This window comes from Agrobacterium sp. YIC 4121 (assembly GCF_002008205.1).
Classification (GTDB): Bacteria; Pseudomonadota; Alphaproteobacteria; order Rhizobiales; family Rhizobiaceae; genus Agrobacterium; species Agrobacterium leguminum.
In genome coordinates this window covers 498,139-516,697 of sequence record NZ_MRDI01000003.1, presented here as the reverse complement: position 1 = coordinate 516,697, position 18,559 = coordinate 498,139, and the positions used below count along the sequence as shown (strand labels likewise).

Annotated in this window: 15 protein-coding genes; 1 reads left to right on the top strand and 14 read right to left on the bottom strand. The window is 60.6% G+C overall.

The features are described from left to right. The 3 genes from ftsA to BTE54_RS06715 are packed head-to-tail and all read right to left on the bottom strand — an operon-like array spanning nucleotide 1 to nucleotide 3,175. Nucleotides 1–1,332, bottom strand: a complete 1,332-nt coding sequence (gene ftsA, locus BTE54_RS06725) for a cell division protein FtsA (protein ID WP_063950569.1) — start codon at nucleotides 1,330–1,332, stop codon at nucleotides 1–3. Then, nucleotides 1,329–2,252: a cell division protein FtsQ/DivIB gene (locus tag BTE54_RS06720; protein ID WP_271040151.1), complete on the bottom strand. Its 924-nt coding sequence runs from the start codon at nucleotides 2,250–2,252 to the stop codon at nucleotides 1,329–1,331. The genes ftsA and BTE54_RS06720 overlap by 4 nt, the downstream gene beginning before the upstream one ends. Continuing rightward, nucleotides 2,249–3,175: a D-alanine--D-alanine ligase gene (locus tag BTE54_RS06715; protein WP_059756663.1), complete on the bottom strand. Its 927-nt coding sequence runs from the start codon at nucleotides 3,173–3,175 to the stop codon at nucleotides 2,249–2,251. Before BTE54_RS06715 ends, BTE54_RS06720 begins: the two co-directional genes overlap by 4 nt. A 543-nt stretch (nucleotides 3,176–3,718) precedes the next feature. On the opposite strand from BTE54_RS06715, the gene BTE54_RS06710 reads away from it, so the two are divergent. Continuing rightward, nucleotides 3,719–5,023: an MFS transporter gene (locus BTE54_RS06710; protein WP_078051851.1), complete on the top strand. Its 1,305-nt coding sequence runs from the start codon at nucleotides 3,719–3,721 to the stop codon at nucleotides 5,021–5,023. Nucleotides 5,024–5,098: 75 nt separating this feature from the next. On the opposite strand, the gene BTE54_RS06705 is transcribed toward BTE54_RS06710, so the two are convergent. From BTE54_RS06705 to BTE54_RS06655, 11 genes are all read right to left on the bottom strand, one after another. Further along, complete coding sequence (locus BTE54_RS06705) at nucleotides 5,099–5,908, bottom strand: GGDEF domain-containing protein (protein ID WP_078051959.1); 810 nt, start codon at nucleotides 5,906–5,908, stop codon at nucleotides 5,099–5,101. Between the two features lie 182 nt (nucleotides 5,909–6,090). Next, nucleotides 6,091–7,056 carry a UDP-N-acetylmuramate dehydrogenase gene (murB, locus tag BTE54_RS06700; RefSeq protein WP_065655815.1) on the bottom strand — a complete coding sequence of 322 codons (966 nt, stop codon included), beginning with the start codon at nucleotides 7,054–7,056 and terminating at the stop codon, nucleotides 6,091–6,093. After that, complete coding sequence (gene murC, locus BTE54_RS06695; RefSeq protein ID WP_065655814.1) at nucleotides 7,053–8,468, bottom strand: UDP-N-acetylmuramate--L-alanine ligase; 1,416 nt, start codon at nucleotides 8,466–8,468, stop codon at nucleotides 7,053–7,055. Before murC ends, murB begins: the two co-directional genes overlap by 4 nt. Continuing rightward, on the bottom strand, nucleotides 8,465–9,601 hold the full coding sequence (gene murG / locus BTE54_RS06690) for an undecaprenyldiphospho-muramoylpentapeptide beta-N-acetylglucosaminyltransferase (RefSeq protein WP_078051850.1): 1,137 nt from the start codon (nucleotides 9,599–9,601) through the stop codon (nucleotides 8,465–8,467). Before murG ends, murC begins: the two co-directional genes overlap by 4 nt. Before the next feature lie 6 nt (nucleotides 9,602–9,607). Further along, entirely contained in the window at nucleotides 9,608–10,762 is a 1,155-nt protein-coding gene (gene ftsW, locus BTE54_RS06685) for a putative lipid II flippase FtsW (RefSeq protein ID WP_065655812.1), read from the bottom strand. A 5-nt stretch (nucleotides 10,763–10,767) separates the two neighbouring features. Further along, a complete protein-coding gene (murD, locus tag BTE54_RS06680) occupies nucleotides 10,768–12,177 on the bottom strand; it encodes a UDP-N-acetylmuramoyl-L-alanine--D-glutamate ligase (protein ID WP_078051849.1) in 1,410 nt (469 codons plus the stop codon). Between the two features lie 3 nt (nucleotides 12,178–12,180). Then, a complete protein-coding gene (gene mraY / locus BTE54_RS06675; protein WP_003522196.1) occupies nucleotides 12,181–13,281 on the bottom strand; it encodes a phospho-N-acetylmuramoyl-pentapeptide-transferase in 1,101 nt (366 codons plus the stop codon). Nucleotides 13,282–13,304: 23 nt separating this feature from the next. Further along, nucleotides 13,305–14,738, bottom strand: a complete 1,434-nt coding sequence (locus BTE54_RS06670) for a UDP-N-acetylmuramoylalanyl-D-glutamyl-2,6-diaminopimelate--D-alanyl-D-alanine ligase (RefSeq protein ID WP_065655810.1) — start codon at nucleotides 14,736–14,738, stop codon at nucleotides 13,305–13,307. After that, nucleotides 14,735–16,204 (bottom strand): UDP-N-acetylmuramoyl-L-alanyl-D-glutamate--2,6-diaminopimelate ligase, encoded by a 1,470-nt coding sequence (locus BTE54_RS06665; protein ID WP_078051848.1) that lies wholly within the window; start codon nucleotides 16,202–16,204, stop codon nucleotides 14,735–14,737. Before BTE54_RS06665 ends, BTE54_RS06670 begins: the two co-directional genes overlap by 4 nt. Before the next feature lie 57 nt (nucleotides 16,205–16,261). After that, complete coding sequence (locus BTE54_RS06660; RefSeq protein ID WP_003522193.1) at nucleotides 16,262–18,004, bottom strand: penicillin-binding protein 2; 1,743 nt, start codon at nucleotides 18,002–18,004, stop codon at nucleotides 16,262–16,264. Next, nucleotides 18,004–18,558, bottom strand: coding sequence for a hypothetical protein (locus BTE54_RS06655; protein WP_020811527.1), 555 nt, complete (start codon nucleotides 18,556–18,558; stop codon nucleotides 18,004–18,006). Before BTE54_RS06655 ends, BTE54_RS06660 begins: the two co-directional genes overlap by 1 nt. Nucleotide 18,559: the final 1 nt, after the last annotated feature.

Sequence of the window (18,559 nt, the reverse complement as noted above, 5' to 3'; positions counted from 1 at the left end):
TCAAAAACTCTCTTTCAGCCATTGCCCCACCCGGGCTATCCGGCCGCTACCGTTACCAAACGGCGAGAACATTCCGCCTTGCGCCGCATGAATTTCGATGTCCGCCACCTGCGGATAGATCATCAGTCCGCAGGCGGTTGAAAATGCCGGTCCCTTTGCCGCGACCGGAAGACCGGCGACCCCCATGGGGCGGCCGATACGAACGTTGCGAGCAAGAATGCGCCGTGCCGTTTCCGGCAGCCCCGTCAGCTGGCTTGCGCCGCCGGTCAGGACGACGCGCTTGCCGACAATCGGGCTGAAGCCGGACTTCTGGATGCGATCACGGATCAATTCCAGCGTCTCTTCGATACGTGCCCGTACGATACGGGTGACCAATGCTCTTGAAACTTGCGATGGTTGATCGCGATCATCTTCGCCAATCGGCGGGATCGAAATCATGTCGCGCTCATCCGCGCCATTCAGCAAAGCCGAACCATGCACCACCTTCAGTCTCTCTGCATCTTCGATTCGTGTCGAGAGGCCACGTGCAAGATCTGTCGTAACGTGATGGCCGCCAAGGCCGATCGCATCGGTGTGAATGAGGCGGCCTTCGGCGAAAACCGAGATCGTCGTGGTGCCGCCGCCCATGTCGATGGCCGCGCAGCCGAGTTCGACTTCATCGTCCACCAGCGCTGCAAGACCGCTGGCATAGGGCGTCGCTACCATGCCTTCCACGGAAAGATGCGCACGGTTGACGCAAAGCTCGAGGTTCTTCAGCGCTGTGCGCTCGACCGTGACCACATGCATGTCGACACCGAGAAGATCGCCATACATGGAGAGCGGATCGCGAATGCCGCGCTCGCCATCCAGCGAGTAACCTGTTGGCAGCGAATGCAGGATGGCCCGGTCCTGACGCATGGATTGCTGGCTTGCCGCCACCAGAACCTTGCGCAGATCGCTTGCTTCCACTTCCTGCCCGCCGAGATCGATGCTCGCGGTATAGATATCGCTTGCCAGCCTGCCGGCCGAAACATTGACGATCAGGCTGTCGACGGTAAGCCCCGCCATGCGCTCGGCCGCATCAACGGCGAGACGGATAACGCCTTCCAGCGCGTCGAGATCGGCGATCACGCCGGATTTCACACCGCGCGACCGCTGATGGCCGATGCCGATGATTTCGACCTTGTGGGTGCGGCCGGGCAGGATTTCGCTTTCCTGGCGCGGCGTCAGCCGGCCGATCATGCACACGACCTTGGTCGAGCCGATGTCGAGCACCGAAACGATGTGGCTGCGTTTGGAAGAAAGCGGCTTCAGGCGAGGCAGGCCGAAATGGGAAGAACCGAAAAAGCTCATGTGTTCTTCTCCGCCTTCTTGAGAGCCTTGGTGCGCGCATCGACAGCGGCCTGACGGCGTTCCGTGGCGCCCTCGGTCAGCTGGATCGTGGTGCGGTCCGCAAGCCGGAGATCGACGGCGGCGACATCGCGCGACAGCACCTTTTCCTCGAGATCGAGCCGCGCCAGCAATTGCAGCGCCTGCGGCAGGTTTTCTTCCGGCAGCTTGACGACGATGCCGTTATCGAGATGCAGATCCCAGCGACGGCCGGCAATGCGGACATAAGCGCGGACACGGTTGCGGATTTCCGGCCAGTCGGCCAGCTGCTCGACGAAACCGGCAGCACCCGTTTCCGCGTCACGGCCGACGAAGAGCGGCAGGGCGGCGAACTTATTGTCCCGCAGCGGCGCAATCACGCTGCCGCTTTTTTCGATCAGCGACAGTTCCGTTCCATGCTGCCAGATGCCGAAGGCCTGACGCTCCTTCAGCCGGACTTCCACGGTCTTGGGGTACACCTTGCGGATATCGACATCTTCCACCCAGGGAAGCTGCACCAGCTTGCGGCGCGCCGCATCGATATCGAGCGCGATCAGCGAGGTGCTGCCATCGAGGCCGAGAAGCTGGAACACTTCGATTTCGGAGGTCTGCAGATTGCCGGAAACCTTCACGTCCTCGACCGCAAAGCCTGCTGCCGACGTCGTGGTCTGGGTAACGATATTGGTGTGCCCGCCGAGCGACATGCCGTAAAGCCCGGTCACCGCGTAAAAGGCGACGGCCGAAATCGTACCGGTATGGGCGGGAATGTGAATGCGTCCGGTCGCAAGGCTGACACCGAAACGCACGAAGCGACGCAGGGGACGCGGCAATACCATGCGGTCGTCGGCGCTGGCCGCCGCCGCGAATTGTTCGCGCTTTTTTGCCGTCGACTTTTTGCCGATCACCGCAAACACGAAGCGTCCTCCACCATCCAGCTGACAAGGTTACCAAAGGAGCGGCCAGCATGAGCCGCCATTTCCGGCACCAGGGAGGTCGGCGTCATGCCCGGCTGCGTATTCACTTCAAGCCAGATAACTTCGCCATCTTCTGAGAAACGGTCGTCGTAACGAAAGTCTGAACGGCTTACGCCACGGCATCCGATCGCCCGATGCGCCATAACCGCCAGTGTTTGAATTTTTTGGTAAATTTTCGGTGAAATTTCTGCGGGAATGACATGTTTCGAGCCACCAGCCGCATATTTCGCATCATAATCATAGAAATTGTGACCGAGCGGCACCACTTCGGTGACGCCCAGCGCCTCACCGTCGAGTACACCGCAGGTCAGTTCGCGGCCGTGAATATAGCGCTCGACCATGACCTGATCGCCGTAGCGCCATTCCGAAGAGGTGAGGATTTGCGGCGGATGCGACTGGTCTTCCTTGACGATCACGACGCCGAAGCTCGAACCTTCACGCACCGGCTTCACGACATAAGGTGGTGCAAGCGGATGTTCGCTGGTGAAATCGAAGCGGTTCATGACGCGCTCGGCAGCCACCGGGATGCCGGCAGCAGCGGCAACCTTCTTGGCCTGCGCCTTGTCCATGGCGAGCGCGGAAGCGAGCACACCGGAATGGGTATAGGGAATGGCGAGATATTCGAGAATGCCCTGAATGGTGCCGTCTTCGCCAAAGGGACCGTGCAGCGCGTTGAAGGCGACATCCGGGCGCAGCTCGGCAAGCACAGCGGCGATATCGCGCCCCACATCGACCCGGGTGACCTTATAGCCCTCGTCTTCCAGAGCCTGCGCGCAAGCGTTGCCCGACGACAGGCTGACCGGCCGCTCCGACGAAAATCCACCCAAAAGAACAGCTACGTGCTTGCCGCTCATCGAACCCTCTGACACCAACTCTCCGTTACGAACCACGCTCCGAAACCACCGAATTTGACGAACGGTGATTCTGGCACATGACCCTTGAGATCAGTTAAACGCCATTAAGGTTAATGAATCGTTTACTTTCGTTAACCGCCGCGTCCAACGTGCCGAGTTTCGTTAAAGAATCAGCACCGATCCGGATTCCCTCCTTGGAATCAGAGAGTTGCATGGATTGCAACATGCAGGTTTTCAATGATCGGAAATAAAACGATGCTCGCGCGCCTGCCGCCCATCGATAAAGGCAAGGCCGAAACGTTAACAGACGGGATTATTCCCCAGGGAAAATTATCTGGCGTTTCAGCGTTTTAAAACCGCGGCCTGAATCAGTCTCTCAATCGCCAAAGCATCCCCGGGAGGCATAACCATACGTATCGCACTGATGGATCACATTATCTGCATTATTTCTTTTTTAGCATTCCATAAGAACAAAAATTGCGTTAACGCAGTCGTCGCCTCCCAAGGCATGACATTGCAATCATCCAAAATGGAACCAATACCATGACCGACGCGATATCTCCGGTATCGCCGACCGCTGACACTTCGAACGTTGTAAAGACAAATTCGCCTGCACGAGTTCTCACTGCCAGCCTGGTCGGCACGACCATCGAGTTTTTCGATTTCTACGTTTACGCCACGGCCGCAGTGCTCGTGTTCCCCACTTTGTTCTTCCCGAACAATGACCCGATGACGGCGCTTCTGGCGTCCTTCGCCACCTTCTCCATCGCCTTTTTCGCCCGCCCGCTCGGTGCTGTGGTCTTCGGGCACTATGGTGACCGCGTTGGCCGCAAGACCACGCTTGTCGCGGCGCTGCTGACCATGGGCGTCTCGACTGTCGTGATCGGCCTGCTGCCATCCTATGAGACGGCAGGCGTTCTGGCGCCGCTGCTGCTCGCACTTTGCCGCTTCGGCCAGGGTTTCGGCCTCGGTGGCGAATGGGGCGGCGCCGTCCTGCTCGCCACGGAAAACGCACCTCCGGGCAAGCGCAGCTGGTACGGCATGTTCCCGCAGCTCGGAGCACCCGTTGGCCTGTTCCTTTCGTCCGGCGTGTTCTGGATCCTGCTGCACTTCATGTCTCAGGAAGCGCTTCTGAGCTGGGGCTGGCGCATTCCCTTCGTCGCTTCGATCATCCTGATCGCGGTCGGCATGTGGGTTCGCCTGTCGATCACCGAAACGCCCGATTTCCAGAAGGCAATCGAAAAGGAAGAACGTGTGGCCGTACCGGTCGCGGAACTGTTCCGCAACCACAAGCGCAGCCTCGTGCTCGGCACCTTCGTGGCGCTGGCCACCTTCGTGCTCTTCTACATCGGCACCGCCTACCTTCTGTCCTACAACGTCAAGGTCCTGAAAATCCCGTTCCTCGACGCGCTGGAAGTGCAGATCCTCGGCTCCATCGTTTTCGGCATCTTCATTCCGATCGCCGGCAAGCTCGCCGAAAAATTCGGTCGTCGTGAAATCCTGATCCTGACGACGGTGCTGATCGGCCTGTTCTCGTTCCTCCTGCCAAGCCTGATGTCCGGTGGCGAAGGCTCGATCTTCGTCTTCGCGGCTCTTGCCATGATGCTGATGGGCATGACCTACGGCCTGATCGGAACGGCGCTCGCCGCCCCCTTCCCGACCCGCGTGCGCTACACCGGCTCGTCCATCACCTTCAACATGGCCGGCATCTTTGGCGCATCGCTGGCGCCCTACATCGCCACATGGCTGCAGGTGAATTACGGCATGGGGTATGTCGGCTATTATCTCTGCGTATCGGCGCTCATCACGCTCGCCTGCATTCTTCTGTCCCGCAAGGACGAAGTCTGATCCGAACGGATTGCCAGACATTAAAAAGCCCGCGAAACCTTCGTTTCGCGGGCTTTTGTTTGCCTGTTTTAACACTTACGCCACGGCCTGGCGCCGCTCCACATGACCGGTCATGCAGACGCGATTGCGCCCTCCTTCCTTTGCCCGATAGAGCGCCAGATCGGCATTGTGCATGACCTTGTCGAAAATGTCGGCGTCGCCGCGAAACGCCACGCCAATCGAAATCGTCACCGTGATCCGCAAATCCTGATACTCCACCGGGGTGGTCTCGATGGCTGCGCGAACCCTTTCGCACATCTGCAGAAAGGCGAGCGGGCTGGTTTCCTGCACAACGACAAATTCCTCGCCACCCAGGCGGGCGACATGCGCAGAAGAATCGAAATGCTCCCTTATCCTGCGGGCGACGTTCGAGATGACGAGATCACCGGCAAGGTGGCTGTATCTGTCATTCACCTTCTTGAAATGATCGATATCAAGAAAGGCGACGCAATAGTCGCTGCCCAGTTCAGCGCATGCAGCATAAAGGCCGAGCCGGTTGCTGAGGCCGGTCAGGGCGTCCGTGTGGCTCAGATGCAGGAAGCGCTCGTGGGATTGCACGAGAATTTTCACTTCCCTGGAATTCAGCCAACAGACCAGCAATGTAATCGAAAACGCCACCGTCCCGCCGAGCGTCACACTCAACATGATGCCGTTGAAGAGATCGGTTACCAGCCCGAACCGCGCGAGAAGCGTCAGGCCACCTATGCACATCAGGATGACAATGATCGTCACGAGACAAGCGATACGAAGGGAGAACTCCAGTGGCTCGAGCCGCCTGCGGCCGTCCGACGTGGCGACCGAAAAACTTATCATTTCGATCGGTTTTTTCCAAAGACCCAACATCATGCTCAAAAGCGCCTAGATCACGTAATGCCGTTGGTATTTCCTGATAAAAAGTAATTTAATAGAAGGACGAGACGCCGCTTCGCCCCGATAATATGGCAAAAACTGTTGATTGACCGTTACGATACATGAAACGGCCAGATCAACAGCAGGTTTTTCTTGCAATTGGCAGCATTCGCCGAGGCTTAAGCCCCCAGGAACGGCTCCACTTCCCGGCCCGGCATGAACAGGCCAAGGCGCTTGATTTCCCATTCCAGCCGGATGCCCGACTTCTCGAACACCCGCTTGCGGATGGTCTCACCCAGATATTCCAGATCGTAACCGGTCGCATGGCCGGTATTGATCATGAAATTGCAATGCAGCGACGACATCTGCGCGCCGCCGATGACCAGACCGCGACCGCCCGCCTCGTCGATCAGTTCCCAGGCGGAATGACCTTCGGGATTCTTGAAGGTGGAACCGCCCGTCTGCTCGCGGATTGGCTGCACGGTTTCGCGGTGGTGGCGCACGGCGTCCATATCGGCCCGGATTTTCGCCTTGTCTTCGGGATAACCCTCAAACAGCGCGCCCGTAAAGATCAGACCTGCATCGGCACCGGAATGGCGATAGCTGTAGCCCATATCGGCATTGGAAAGCACATGCTGATTGCCCTGACGGTCGACCGCATAGACCTCCACGACACGCTCGCGCGTCTCGCCGCCATTGGCGCCCGCATTCATGCGCAGCGCACCGCCGATGGAGCCGGGAATGCCGTAATAGAAATGGAACCCGCCAATGCCATTATCCATGGCCATAGCGGCAATATGCTTGTCAGGGCAGATCGCGCCCGCCTTGATGCGGTTTTCACCGGCAAGCTCCACCTGGCCAAAGCCCTTGGCGGACAGACGGACGACAACGCCCGGAATGCCGCCATCGCGCACCAGAAGGTTCGAGCCGACGCCAACCACGGTCAACGGCACGTCTTCCGGCAGAATTTTCAGGAAGGCAATCAGATCGTCGGTATCGTGCGGCTGGAACATGACTTCCGCAAGACCGCCGGCTCTGAACCACGTCACGCGGTCCATGGGCGCATCCGGTGTCAGACGTCCCCGCAATTCATTTACCCCGTCGCCGAGCCTCCCCAGCAATTTAACCCCATCGACCTGTCTCATTCAGACTTTCCTGATATGCTCTTCAATTCCGAAGGCAGCGCCGCTGCCCATTGCGTGATATTTCCAGCCCCCAAGAGAACCACGAAATCACCCGGATTCGCAATGCCTGCAACCACTGAGGCGAGATCTTCCCGTTTCTCGAGAAAACGGGCGTCCCGGTGGCCGGCGGCCTTGATGGCCGAAACCAGCGCTTCCGAGCTTGCACCCTCGATCGGATCTTCGCCCGCGGCATAGACCGGAGCAAGGATAATCGTGTCGGCATCGTTAAAACAATGTGCGAAATCGTCGAACAGGCTGGAAAGGCGGCTGTAGCGGTGCGGCTGGTGCACGGCGATGATGCGGCCCTTGCAGGCCTCCCGCGCCGCCTTCAGCACGGCCTTGATCTCCACCGGATGGTGGCCATAGTCATCGAAAACCTGCACCCCATTGGCTTCGCCCGTCAGCGTGAAACGCCGCTTGACGCCGCCGAAGGAGGCAAGGCCCTTCTTGATGTCGGCTTCCGAAATGCCGAGACGATTGGCAACCGCAATCGCCGCCGTCGCATTCGAGACGTTGTGGCGGCCGGGCATCGGCAGGACGAGGTCCTTGAAGGAGAATATCTTGCCGGTGCGGCGACGGCGGATTTCCACGTCGAACACCGAGCGCGTGCCGTCGATGCGCACATTCGAAAAGCGCACATCGGCCTGCGGGTTCTCGCCATAGGTGATGACCTTGCGGTCCTCGATGCGGCCGACCAGTGCCTGCACTTCCGGATGATCGAGGCACATGACGCCGAAACCGTAGAAAGGCACATTCTCCACGAACTGGCGGAATGCGGCGCGGACGGCATCGAAATTTCCGTAGTGATCCAGATGCTCGGGATCGATATTGGTGATGACAGCCACATCGGCCGGCAGCTTCAGGAAGGTGCCGTCGGATTCGTCGGCCTCCACCACCATCCACTCGCCCTCACCCATGCGGGCATTGGTGCCGTAAGCATTGATGATGCCGCCGTTGATGACGGTCGGGTCAAGATTGCCGGCTTCCAGCAGGGTCGCGACCATGGAGGTGGTGGTGGTCTTGCCATGCGTGCCACCAATGGCGATGGCGTTACGGAAACGCATCAGCTCGGCCAGCATTTCGGCCCGGCGAACGATCGGCAGGTGCTTTTCACGCGCCGCGATGAGTTCGGGATTGTTCTTCTTGATGGCGGTGGAAACGACCACGACCTCGGCGTCGCCGATATTATCCGCCGTATGGCCGACAAAAACCTCGATGCCCTTGTCGCGCAGCCGCTGCACATTGGCGCTGTCGGCCTGATCCGACCCCTGAACGCGGTGGCCGAGATTGTGAAGCACTTCGGCAATGCCGCTCATGCCGATCCCGCCTATGCCGATGAAATGCACAAGGCCTATGGCTTTCGGCATCTTCATGCCCCAACTCCTTCATTCTTCTTCTTGAATTCCTGCACGGACCGGCCGGAGGCAATCGCCTCCACCAGATCGGCCAGCACATCCGCCGCATGCGGTTTGCCCGTCGCCTTTGCTGCCGCCGCCGTTGCCGAAAGACGATCCGGCTCCGAAAGCGCTGAGGACAGCAGGCCGGAAAGCTTCTGCGGCGACAGTTCCGCCTGCTTGATGACGCTTGCCCCGCCCGCCGCCGAAAGCGCTGCCGCATTGGCGGCCTGATCGTGATCGAGCGCATGCGGATACGGAACGAGGATAGATGGGCGGCCGATCACCGAAAGCTCCGATACGGTCGATGCGCCCGAGCGGCTGATGACCAGATCGGCTTCACCGATGCGCGAGGCCATGTCGCCAAAGAAGGGCGAAACATCCGCCTTCACGCCGAGCTTCTGATAGGAGGCGACCACGCTGTCCTTGTCTTCCGGCCGCGCCTGCTGGGTGACGACGATGCGCTTGCGCTGTTCATCCTTCAGCAGGCAGATCGCCGCAGGCACCGCGCTCGAGAAGAACTGCGCGCCCTGGCTGCCGCCGAAAACGACAAGCTGGAATGTCTCACCCGTCTGCGAGGGCGTATAGGGTATCTCCGACGCCGCCAGCACCGCCGGGCGCACGGGATTGCCGGTCGCCACCGTCTTGTCGGAGTATTGGCCGTTGGCGGGCGGCAGGAAACCGCCGGCAATCGCTTTCACCCGGCCTGCCAGCGCCTTGTTGGCGCGGCCCATCACCGCATTCTGCTCATGAATGATGGAGGGAACGCCAAGTCCGGTCGATGCCAGCAGCGGCGGCACAGTGGGATAACCGCCGAAACCGACAACTGCGACCGGCTTCAGCTTCGCCACCAGCCGGCGCGCGGCGCGCAGACCAACCCACAGCTTCCAGAGCGAACGCGCCACGGAAATCGGGTTTTTCGAGCCGATGGTGGCGGACGGCACGACATGAATTTCATCCGCCGGGAACTTGCCAGCATAACGCTCGGCGCGGCTGTCGGTAACGAGGTGCACCTGATAACCGCGCGCTTTCAGCGTGTGCGCGAGCGCTTCTGCCGGAAACACATGGCCGCCGGTTCCACCGGCGGCAAGAAGAACAATACCCTTGCTCATGATCGTTTACTCCGCGGGAACGCCGGAACCGACGCGGAAGAAACTCCGCTCCTGCGCCCGCTTTTCGGGTCTGTGACGTGTCAGCGCCAGAAGGAAGCCGGCGGTCACGCATATCGCCATCATTGACGAACCGCCATAGGAGATCAGCGGCAGCGTCATGCCCTTGGCGGGCATCAGCTCCAGATTGACGCCGATATTGATCATCGACTGCATGCCGATTTGAAGAACGAGACCCGCCACGGCAAAACGGCAGAAATCGTCCTTCTCCTTGAAGGCGTGCGACAGGCCGCGCAGCACGATGAAGGCGAAGATGGCAACAAGAAACATGCAGAAAACGATGCCGAATTCTTCCGCCGCCACCGAGAAGATGAAGTCGGTATGGCTATCGGGAATGATGCGCTTGACGATGCCCTCACCCGGTCCGCGACCGAACCAGTCACCGCGAATGATCGCTTCGCGCGCCGTATCCACCTGGAACGTATCGCCTTCGCCCGTCCAGAACCGGTCGATACGACCGGCCACATGCGGCAGCATCAGATAGGCGGAGATGATGCCGCCGACGCCGACGCCGCCGAGCATGATGATCCAGAACCACGGCACGCCGGCCATGAAGAACATGCCACCCCAGACCACGGAGGTCAGGATCGTCTGGCCGAAGTCCGGCTGGGCGATCAGGAGCGCCGCCACAATGCCGAAGGTGATGATGGCGAAGAGATTGCCGGGAATTTCAGGATGGCGCGCCCGTTCGGCAAACAGCCAGGCGCAGACGATGACGAAGGCGGGCTTCATGAATTCCGACGGCTGGATCGAGAAGGTGCCGATGGAAATCCAGCGCCGCGCACCCTTGACCTCGATGCCGAAAAACAGCGCGAAGATCATCATCAGCAGCGAAACGATAAGCATGATGACCGCTACGCGCCGCACTTGACGCGGCGACAGGAAGGACAGGCCGACCATGATCGCGAGCGACGGCACCATGAACATCGCCTGACGCTCGACGAAGAAGAAACTGTTGAGGCCGATGCGCTCGGCAACCGCAGGCGAGGCCGCAAAGGACAGCATCAGGCCGATGCCCATCAGCGCGATGAACGCCGCTAGAAAGAAACGGTCGATGGTCCAGAACCACTCTGCGACCGGACCGCGATCAACTCGGCTTACCATGGCCTTCAGCCCCCTTTTCCAGAGTCAACCAGCATCGTCATGCCATCGAGCGCCGCGACCTGCGCGACGAACGAATCACCTCTGATCTCAAAGTTCTTATATTGATCGAAGCTTGCGCAAGCCGGGGATAACATCACGATATTGCCGGCCGTCGCATCTTTTTCCGCATCCGCCGCCGCATGTTGCACGGCCTTGTCCAGCGTGCCGGATATTTCATAAGGCACGGCCTCGCCAAGTGTCGCCGCAAATTCGGCTGCCGCCTCGCCGATCAGATAGGCCTTGGCGATGCGGGGAAAAAGCGGCGAGAGGCTGGTGATGCCGCCCGCTTTCGGCAGACCGCCGGCGATCCAGTAGATACGGTCGAAACTTGAAAGCGCCGGTGCTGCAGCATCGGCATTGGTGGCCTTGCTGTCGTTGACGAAGGTGACATTGCCACGTCGGCCGACCGGCTGCATACGATGCTTGAGGCCGGGAAAAGACTTCAGGCCTGCGCGAACTTCCTCTTCGGAAACCCCGACCGCAAGGCAGGCGGCGATTGCCGCCGCCGCATTCTGCGCATTGTGGCTGCCGCGCAGGGTCTGGATACCGTCGAGATCGGTGAGCAGCGAAGAAGTGCCGTCATGCGCACGGAAAATGCGGCTGCCTTCGGCATAAAGACCTTCGGAAACCACATTGCGCTTGGAAATGCGCTCCACCTTGACACCGGCGCGTTCGATACGGTCGGCAATCAGCGTCGAATGGCTGTCATCGACACCGACGATTGCCGTTTGACTGCCCGCCACCAGCCGTTCCTTCACGTCGGCATAGTGCTGCATCGTGCCGTGCCGGTCGAGATGATCGGGCGTCAGGTTGAGAAGAATGCCAGCGGTCGGATTGATCGTCGGTGCGAGATCGATCTGGTAGGACGAGCACTCGACAACGTAGAAGCGTTGCGCCTTCGGCGGATCGAGGCTCAGCACCGCCGTACCGATATTGCCGCCAAGCTGCGTATCGCGACCCGAAGCCATGAGAATATGCGCGATCAGCGCCGTCGTTGTCGACTTGCCGTTGGTCCCGGTAATCGCGATGAAGGGGCAATCCGGCGCATGAGCGCGACGCTCGCGGATGAAAAGCTCGATATCGCCGATGATCTCGACGCCCGCCGCCTTCGCAAGGTCGACCGACCAATGCGGTTTCGGATGCGTCAGCGGCACGCCGGGCGCCAGAACGAAGGAAGAAAAGCTCGACCAGTCTATCGTTCGAAGGTCCGCCGTCTTGATGCCCTCGGCCTCAGCCTTCGCGACACTGTCGGTATTGTCGTCGAAAGCCACGACATCCGCCCCGCCAGCCACCAGCGCCCGGGCCGTGACGAGACCCGAACCGCCAAGCCCGAAAAGCGCGACCTTCTTGCCTTTGAACGACGTGACCGGGATCATCGCTCACCTCAGCTTCAGGGTGGCGAGGCCAAGCAGCGCGAGGCCAACGGAGATGATCCAGAAACGGATGACCACCTGGCTTTCCGTCCAGCCCTTTTTCTCAAAATGGTGATGGATCGGCGCCATCAGGAAGACGCGCCTGCCGGTGCGCTTGAACCAGAAGACCTGGATGATGACAGACAGTGTTTCCATGACGAACAGACCGCCGACGATGACCATGACGATCTCGTGCTTGGTCGCGACAGCGATGGAGCCGATCAGGCCTCCGAGCGCCAGCGAACCCGTATCGCCCATGAAGATGGCGGCGGGCGGCGCGTTGAACCACAGGAAGCCGAGGCCCGCGCCGATGACCGCGCCGACGATGACGGCAAGCTCACCCGTGCCGGGCACGAAGTTGATCTGCAGGTAATTGGCGAAAACCGCGTTACCGGCGAGATAGGCGATCACGCCGAAAGTGGCGGCGGCGATCATCACAGGCACGATGGCGAGACCATCGAGACCATCCGTCAGGTTCACGGCATTGCCCGCGCCAACGATGACGAAAGCACCGAACAGCACGAAGAAGTAGCCGAGATTGATCACGAATTCCTTGAAGAAGGGAAAGGCGATGGAGCTGCCGAGCGTGCCGCCATGCGGTGCGGAAGCGAGCGCCATCTTCATCATGAAGAACACGGCAATCGCCGCAATCAGGAATTCAATGCCGAGACGGGCCTTGCCGGAAAACCCCTTGTCGCTCTGTTTCGTGACCTTGAGATAATCGTCGTAGAAGCCGATGGCTCCGAAACCGAGCGTCACCATCAAAACGGCGACGACATAGACGTTCGACAGATCGCCCCAGAGCAGCGAACCGCCGAGAATGCCGGCAAGGATCATCAGGCCGCCCATGGTCGGCGTGCCGGCCTTCTTGAAATGCGTCTGCGGACCATCCGCGCGGATGGGCTGGCCCTTGCCCTGGCGCACGCGCAGCGAATTGATGATCGCCGGTCCGAACAGGAAGACGATCAACGCAGAGGTGAACATCGCAGCACCCGCCCGGAAGGTGATGTACCGGAACAGGTTGAAGATTTGAATTTTATCCGACAGTTCGACGAGCCAGATCAGCATAATTGCCCTTTCAAAAGGCTATTTCAGACTTGGCGTTCCGTCTCGGGGAATGCCGGATACTTGTCAAGCAGGGCGGCGACAATCTTGCCGAAACCGAGGCCAAGTGACGATTTTACCATCAGCGCGTCTCCCGGTTGCACCCATTGCAGGGCGAAATCGGTCAGTTCCGCCGTCGTCGGGAACCAGATGACGGTAACGCTGTCCGGCAACGCATCACGCAGCGCCGCCATCGCCTCACCCGCCAGCCAGACATGTTCGATACCGGCCGCAAGCAGTGGGCCGGCCAATTCTTCATGCAACTGCGCGGAAAACTCGCCCATCTCCAGCATGTCGCCGAGGACTGCGACGCGCCTTCCGTGACCCTGCGTCGGCGTTTCCGCCAGCACGGCGATCGCCGCGCGCATGGAGGCCGGATTGGCATTGTAGCTTTCATCGATCAGCAGGAAGGTGCCGCCGTTGATTGCCAGCTGATGGCGCTGGCCGCGCCCCTTTACCGCCTCAAGCGTTCCCAGCGCCTCGAAGGCGCGGTCGAGATTGGCGCCGGTGACGGCAACGGCGCCCAGCACGGCCATGGCGTTATCGGCAATGTGCCGGCCGGGAATATTGATGTGCAACTCGCTGGTTTCACCGTTCAGGATCGCCCAGATCGTCGAGCCCGTCGTCGTGCTCTCGAAATCCGCGAGGCGGAAATCCGCCTTGGCATGCTGCCCGAAGGTGAGGATATGTTCGATGCCCTGTTCCTGGGCCGCTTCTTCAAGCTGTTCGAATTGGGCGTTATCGCGGTTGAGGATGACGGAACCGCCCTCCTCCAGACCCTCGAAAATCTCCGCCTTGGCGCTAGCGATCTCTTCGATGTTCTTGAAATTGCCAAGATGGGCCGGCGCGATGGTCGTGATGATCGCCACATGCGGGCGCACCAGCTTCACCAGCGGCCGAATTTCGCCGGAATGGTTCATGCCGATTTCGAAAACACCGAATTCCGTGTCGGCAGGCATGCGCGCCAGCGTCAGCGGCACGCCCCAATGGTTGTTGAAGGAGGCTACCGCCGCATGCACCCGCCCTGAAGGGGCGAGCGCCTGCCGCAGCATTTCCTTGGTCGTGGTCTTGCCGACCGAACCGGTCACCGCAATGATGCGCGCCGACGTTCTTTCACGCGCCGCGATGGCGAGCTTGCCGAGTGCGGCAAGCACATCTTCCACCACGATCATCGGCACGGTCAGGCGGCCGAGCGCCGGCAGCTTGGCCTCGGCAACGACCAGAAGCCCCGCCCCGTTCGCAACGGCGAAGCTGGTGTAATCATGACCGTCCACCCGGTCGCCCTTGATGGCGAAGAACGCTTCGCCCGGCTTGACCGTCCGGCTGTCGATGGAAATGCCGGTGATTCCGGTCGGCAGGTTGCCCACGGGGCGTCCTGCCGTGATGGCGATCATGTCGGCGACTGTCCATAACCAGCTCAAATCTTCGATCCTTCCAGCCCTGCCAGTGCAGCGCGCACCTGTTCATGATCGGAAAACGGCAGCGTTACCGAACCGACGATCTGCCCCTCTTCATGCCCCTTGCCTGCAACGATCAGCGTATCGCCATGCGAAAGCAGCGACACCGCATGGCGGATAGCGTCCGCCCTGTCGCCGATTTCCAAAGCGCCGGGCGCTGCCGCCATGACTTCGGAACGGATCGTTGCAGCATCTTCCGAACGCGGATTGTCGTCGGTGACGATAACGATGTCGGAAAGCCGCGTCGCAACCTCGCCCATGATCGGGCGCTTGCCCTTGTCGCGGTCGCCGCCGCAGCCGAAGACGGTGATGATGCGGCCTGAGGTGAAGGGCCGGACCGAGGTGAGCACATTTTCCAGCGCATCCGGCTTGTGGGCATAATCCACATAGGCAAGCGCGCCGTTTTTCGTCTGGCCTACCAGTTCCAGACGGCCGGTAGCGCCGATCAGCTTTTCGAGCGCCTTCAGCGCGGTTGCTGCGGGAACGCCGGTGGACATGGCAAGACCGGCCGCGACGAGAGCGTTCGCAACCTGAAAATCACCCGCCAAGGGGATGTCGACTTCATAAATCTCGCCGCCATGATGCACTTCGATCATCTGCTTGTGACGGAAGTGCTCGACACGCTTCAGGGCCAGATATTCGCCTTTGCGACCGACCGTGCGCACATCGAGACCGGCTTCGCGCGCCGCCCGGATCGCCTTTTCCGACCACGGGTCGTCGGCGAAGATCACGGCGGGAGCGCCCTTTTCCATCAGCGTATCGAAGAGCCGCATCTTCGCGGCCATATAGTCCTCGACGGTCGGATGATAATCCATGTGGTCGCGGCCAAGATTGGTGAAGCCGGCGGCAGAAAGGTGGACGCCATCGAGGCGGCGCTGGTCAAGACCGTGGCTGGACGCCTCCATCGCCGCATGCGTCACGCCTTCAGCCGCAAGTTCGGCCAGAAGCGCATGCAGCGTCACCGGATCGGGCGTGGTGAGCGCGCCGTAATCCTCGCGGCCGGGTGCAATCACACCTGTCGTGCCGATCTGTGCAGCGGCATGGCCGGCGAAAGCCCAGATTTGCCGCACGAAGGAAGCAACGGACGTCTTTCCCGCAGTACCGGTGACGGCGACCATGGTTTCCGGCTGTTTTCCGTAAAAACGGGAAGCGGCAAGGGAGAGATAAAGGCGTGGATCGGTGACCGAAAGCACCGGCACATCGGCATCCAGCGCGTGTCCGGAAACGATGGCGACCGCGCCCTTGGCAACCGCGTCCTTCACATAGGCCGCGCCATCCGCCCTGGTGCCCGCAACCGCCACGAACAGGCTGCCCGGCGCAGCCTTGCGGCTGTCTGCGGTGATCCCCCCGATTTCGATCGCCCCGATCTCAGACAGGAGCAATTCTTTCAATTCCGGAAACGCATCTCCGGATATATCTCGCAAATTCATCGACTGTGTCCGTCTTGTCCCCCCGGCGCGAATCGCCGGAACATCATAAGCTAACAATCAATAAGACACGAGCAAGGCCGAGCCATCCTTGCCGAACTTCGGCTTCACGCCCAGCACCGCCGCCGTGCGGGTGATGATATCGCGCACCATCGGCGCTGCGGATGTGCCGGCGAGTGCCGCGCCATTGCCCTTGTCCGTCTTCGGCTCGTCGATGAAGGACAGCACGACATATTGCGGATCGTCCATTGGGAAGGCCGAGAGGAAGGCGTTGAAGTTCTTGTCGTGCACATAACGTCCGTTGACGACCTTGTCGGCCGTGCCGGTCTTGCCGCCGACGTTGAAGCCATCGACGCGCGCGTTGCGGCCGGAACCGTTGACACCGTTCCACTCGAACAGGAAACGCATGTCCTTGCTGGCGCCCGGTTTCAGAACCTGCTTGGCCACCTGATCGGCCTGTTCGCGCGTGCGCGGCAGGAAAGTCGGTTCGATCAGTTTGCCGCCATTGACGAGTGCAGCGCCGGCAACCGCCGTCTGCAACGGTGTCGTGGAAACGCCGTGGCCGAAGGAAATGGTAATCGAGTTGATCTTCTTCCATTCGCGCGGCTGCGACGGCAGCGCCACTTCCGGCAATTCGGTCTGCATGCGGGTCAAAAGGCCAAGCCGGGTGAGGAATTCCTTGTGGCCTTCCGTTCCCACCGTGTCGGCAATCTTGGCTGTACCGATATTGGAGGAATACTGGAAGATTTCCGGCACCGAAAGCATCCGGCCCTTGCCGTGGAAGTCCTTGATGGTGAAACCGCCGATGCGGATCGGATAACGCGCATCGAAGGTATCGCCGAGACGGACGCGGCCCGAATCGAGACCCATGGCGATGGTGAAGGACTTGAAGGTGGACCCCATTTCGAACGTGCCGTTCGACATGCGGTTGAGCCAGCCTTCCTTGGCGCCTTCGGCCGGATTGTTAGGATCGTAATCCGGCACGGAGGCCATGGCGAGGACTTCGCCGGTATGCACATCCAGAACCACCGCGCCGGCGCCGATTGCCTGGAACTTGGTGATGGCCGAGGTCACGACTTCGCGGACAATGGACTGTACGCGCAGATCGATGGAAAGCTTCACCGGCTCCAGCGGCTGGTCGCTGGTCATGCCGAGCGCGGTCAGATCGGCAAGGCCCTGGCTGTCGACGTAACGTTCCATGCCGGCAACGCCGCGATTGTCGATATTGACGTGACCGACGACATGCGCAGCGGTCGGCCCGCCGGGATAAAAGCGGCGCTTTTCCGGGCGGAAGCCGACGCCTGGAATGCCGAGCGCCAGAATCTGGCTCTGCTGCTTCGGCGTCAGCTGGCGGCGCAGCCACTGGAAGCGCGAATTGGAGGAAAGCTTCTGATAGGTGCTGCGCTGGTCGAGATCCGGCAGAACCGTCCGCAGCTTCTCGATAGCCTCATCGATATCGACGATGCGATGCGGTTCGGCGAAAAGCGAGACGGTGCGAATATCGGTGGCCAGAACCTCGCCATTGCGGTCGAGAAGATCGGGGCGCGACGCCATCAAGCGGTCGGCGGGTGCGATGCTCGATACCGTTTCCTGCTCGGCCATGCCATATTGCACGAGACGCCCGCCAACGACGGCGTAAAAGGCGACGAAACCGAAAATGATCAGGCCGACGCGGCTTTTCGCCTGGGCGGCGCGCTTCTTGCGGGCGCCCTCAAAGGCCGCATGATCGGTGTAGACGCCGGTGGTGCTGGCGGAAAAATGAGCCTTGCTCTTCAAAACCATGACGCGGGAGAGAAAAGACATTAGCGGTTCACCGATCCTGTTATCGTGTCATCCATGTCGTCGGTTTCATCGCCCGCGACGGCGGAGACGGCCGGAGCCGCTGTTGGACGGGAAACACGCGCCCGGGGTGTCGGAACCGGAGTGCCGTTGACGGCAATCTGGCCCGCCGGCGGTGATTTCTTTTTGGTGGCCGCACCAAGCGTCGCACCCGGCTTGGAGCCGTTGACGGCGGCGGCAATGACATCCTCGACGCTCATGCCTTCCGGTTCGGGCGGCTGCGGCAGTTGCGAGCGCAGCATGGGCAGCTCGCGCGGCTGCGCCAGCTGCGTCGGCAGCGTCGGCGAAAGGCCAAGCTCGTCCTGATAGGCATTCACGAGACGGTGCAGACGGTTCGGCTGCGTCAGGAGCGCCCAGTCGGCCCTCAAAAGATCGATCGTATCCTTCTCAAGCTTGATCTCGGCCTCCAGCTTGCGGACCTCCTCAAGCTTCAGATCGGCCTTGTGCTTGATCGAATAGGTCACGACGGCCGCGGCGACCATCACACCCATCAAGATGACATCGAAAGTGCGCAGCATA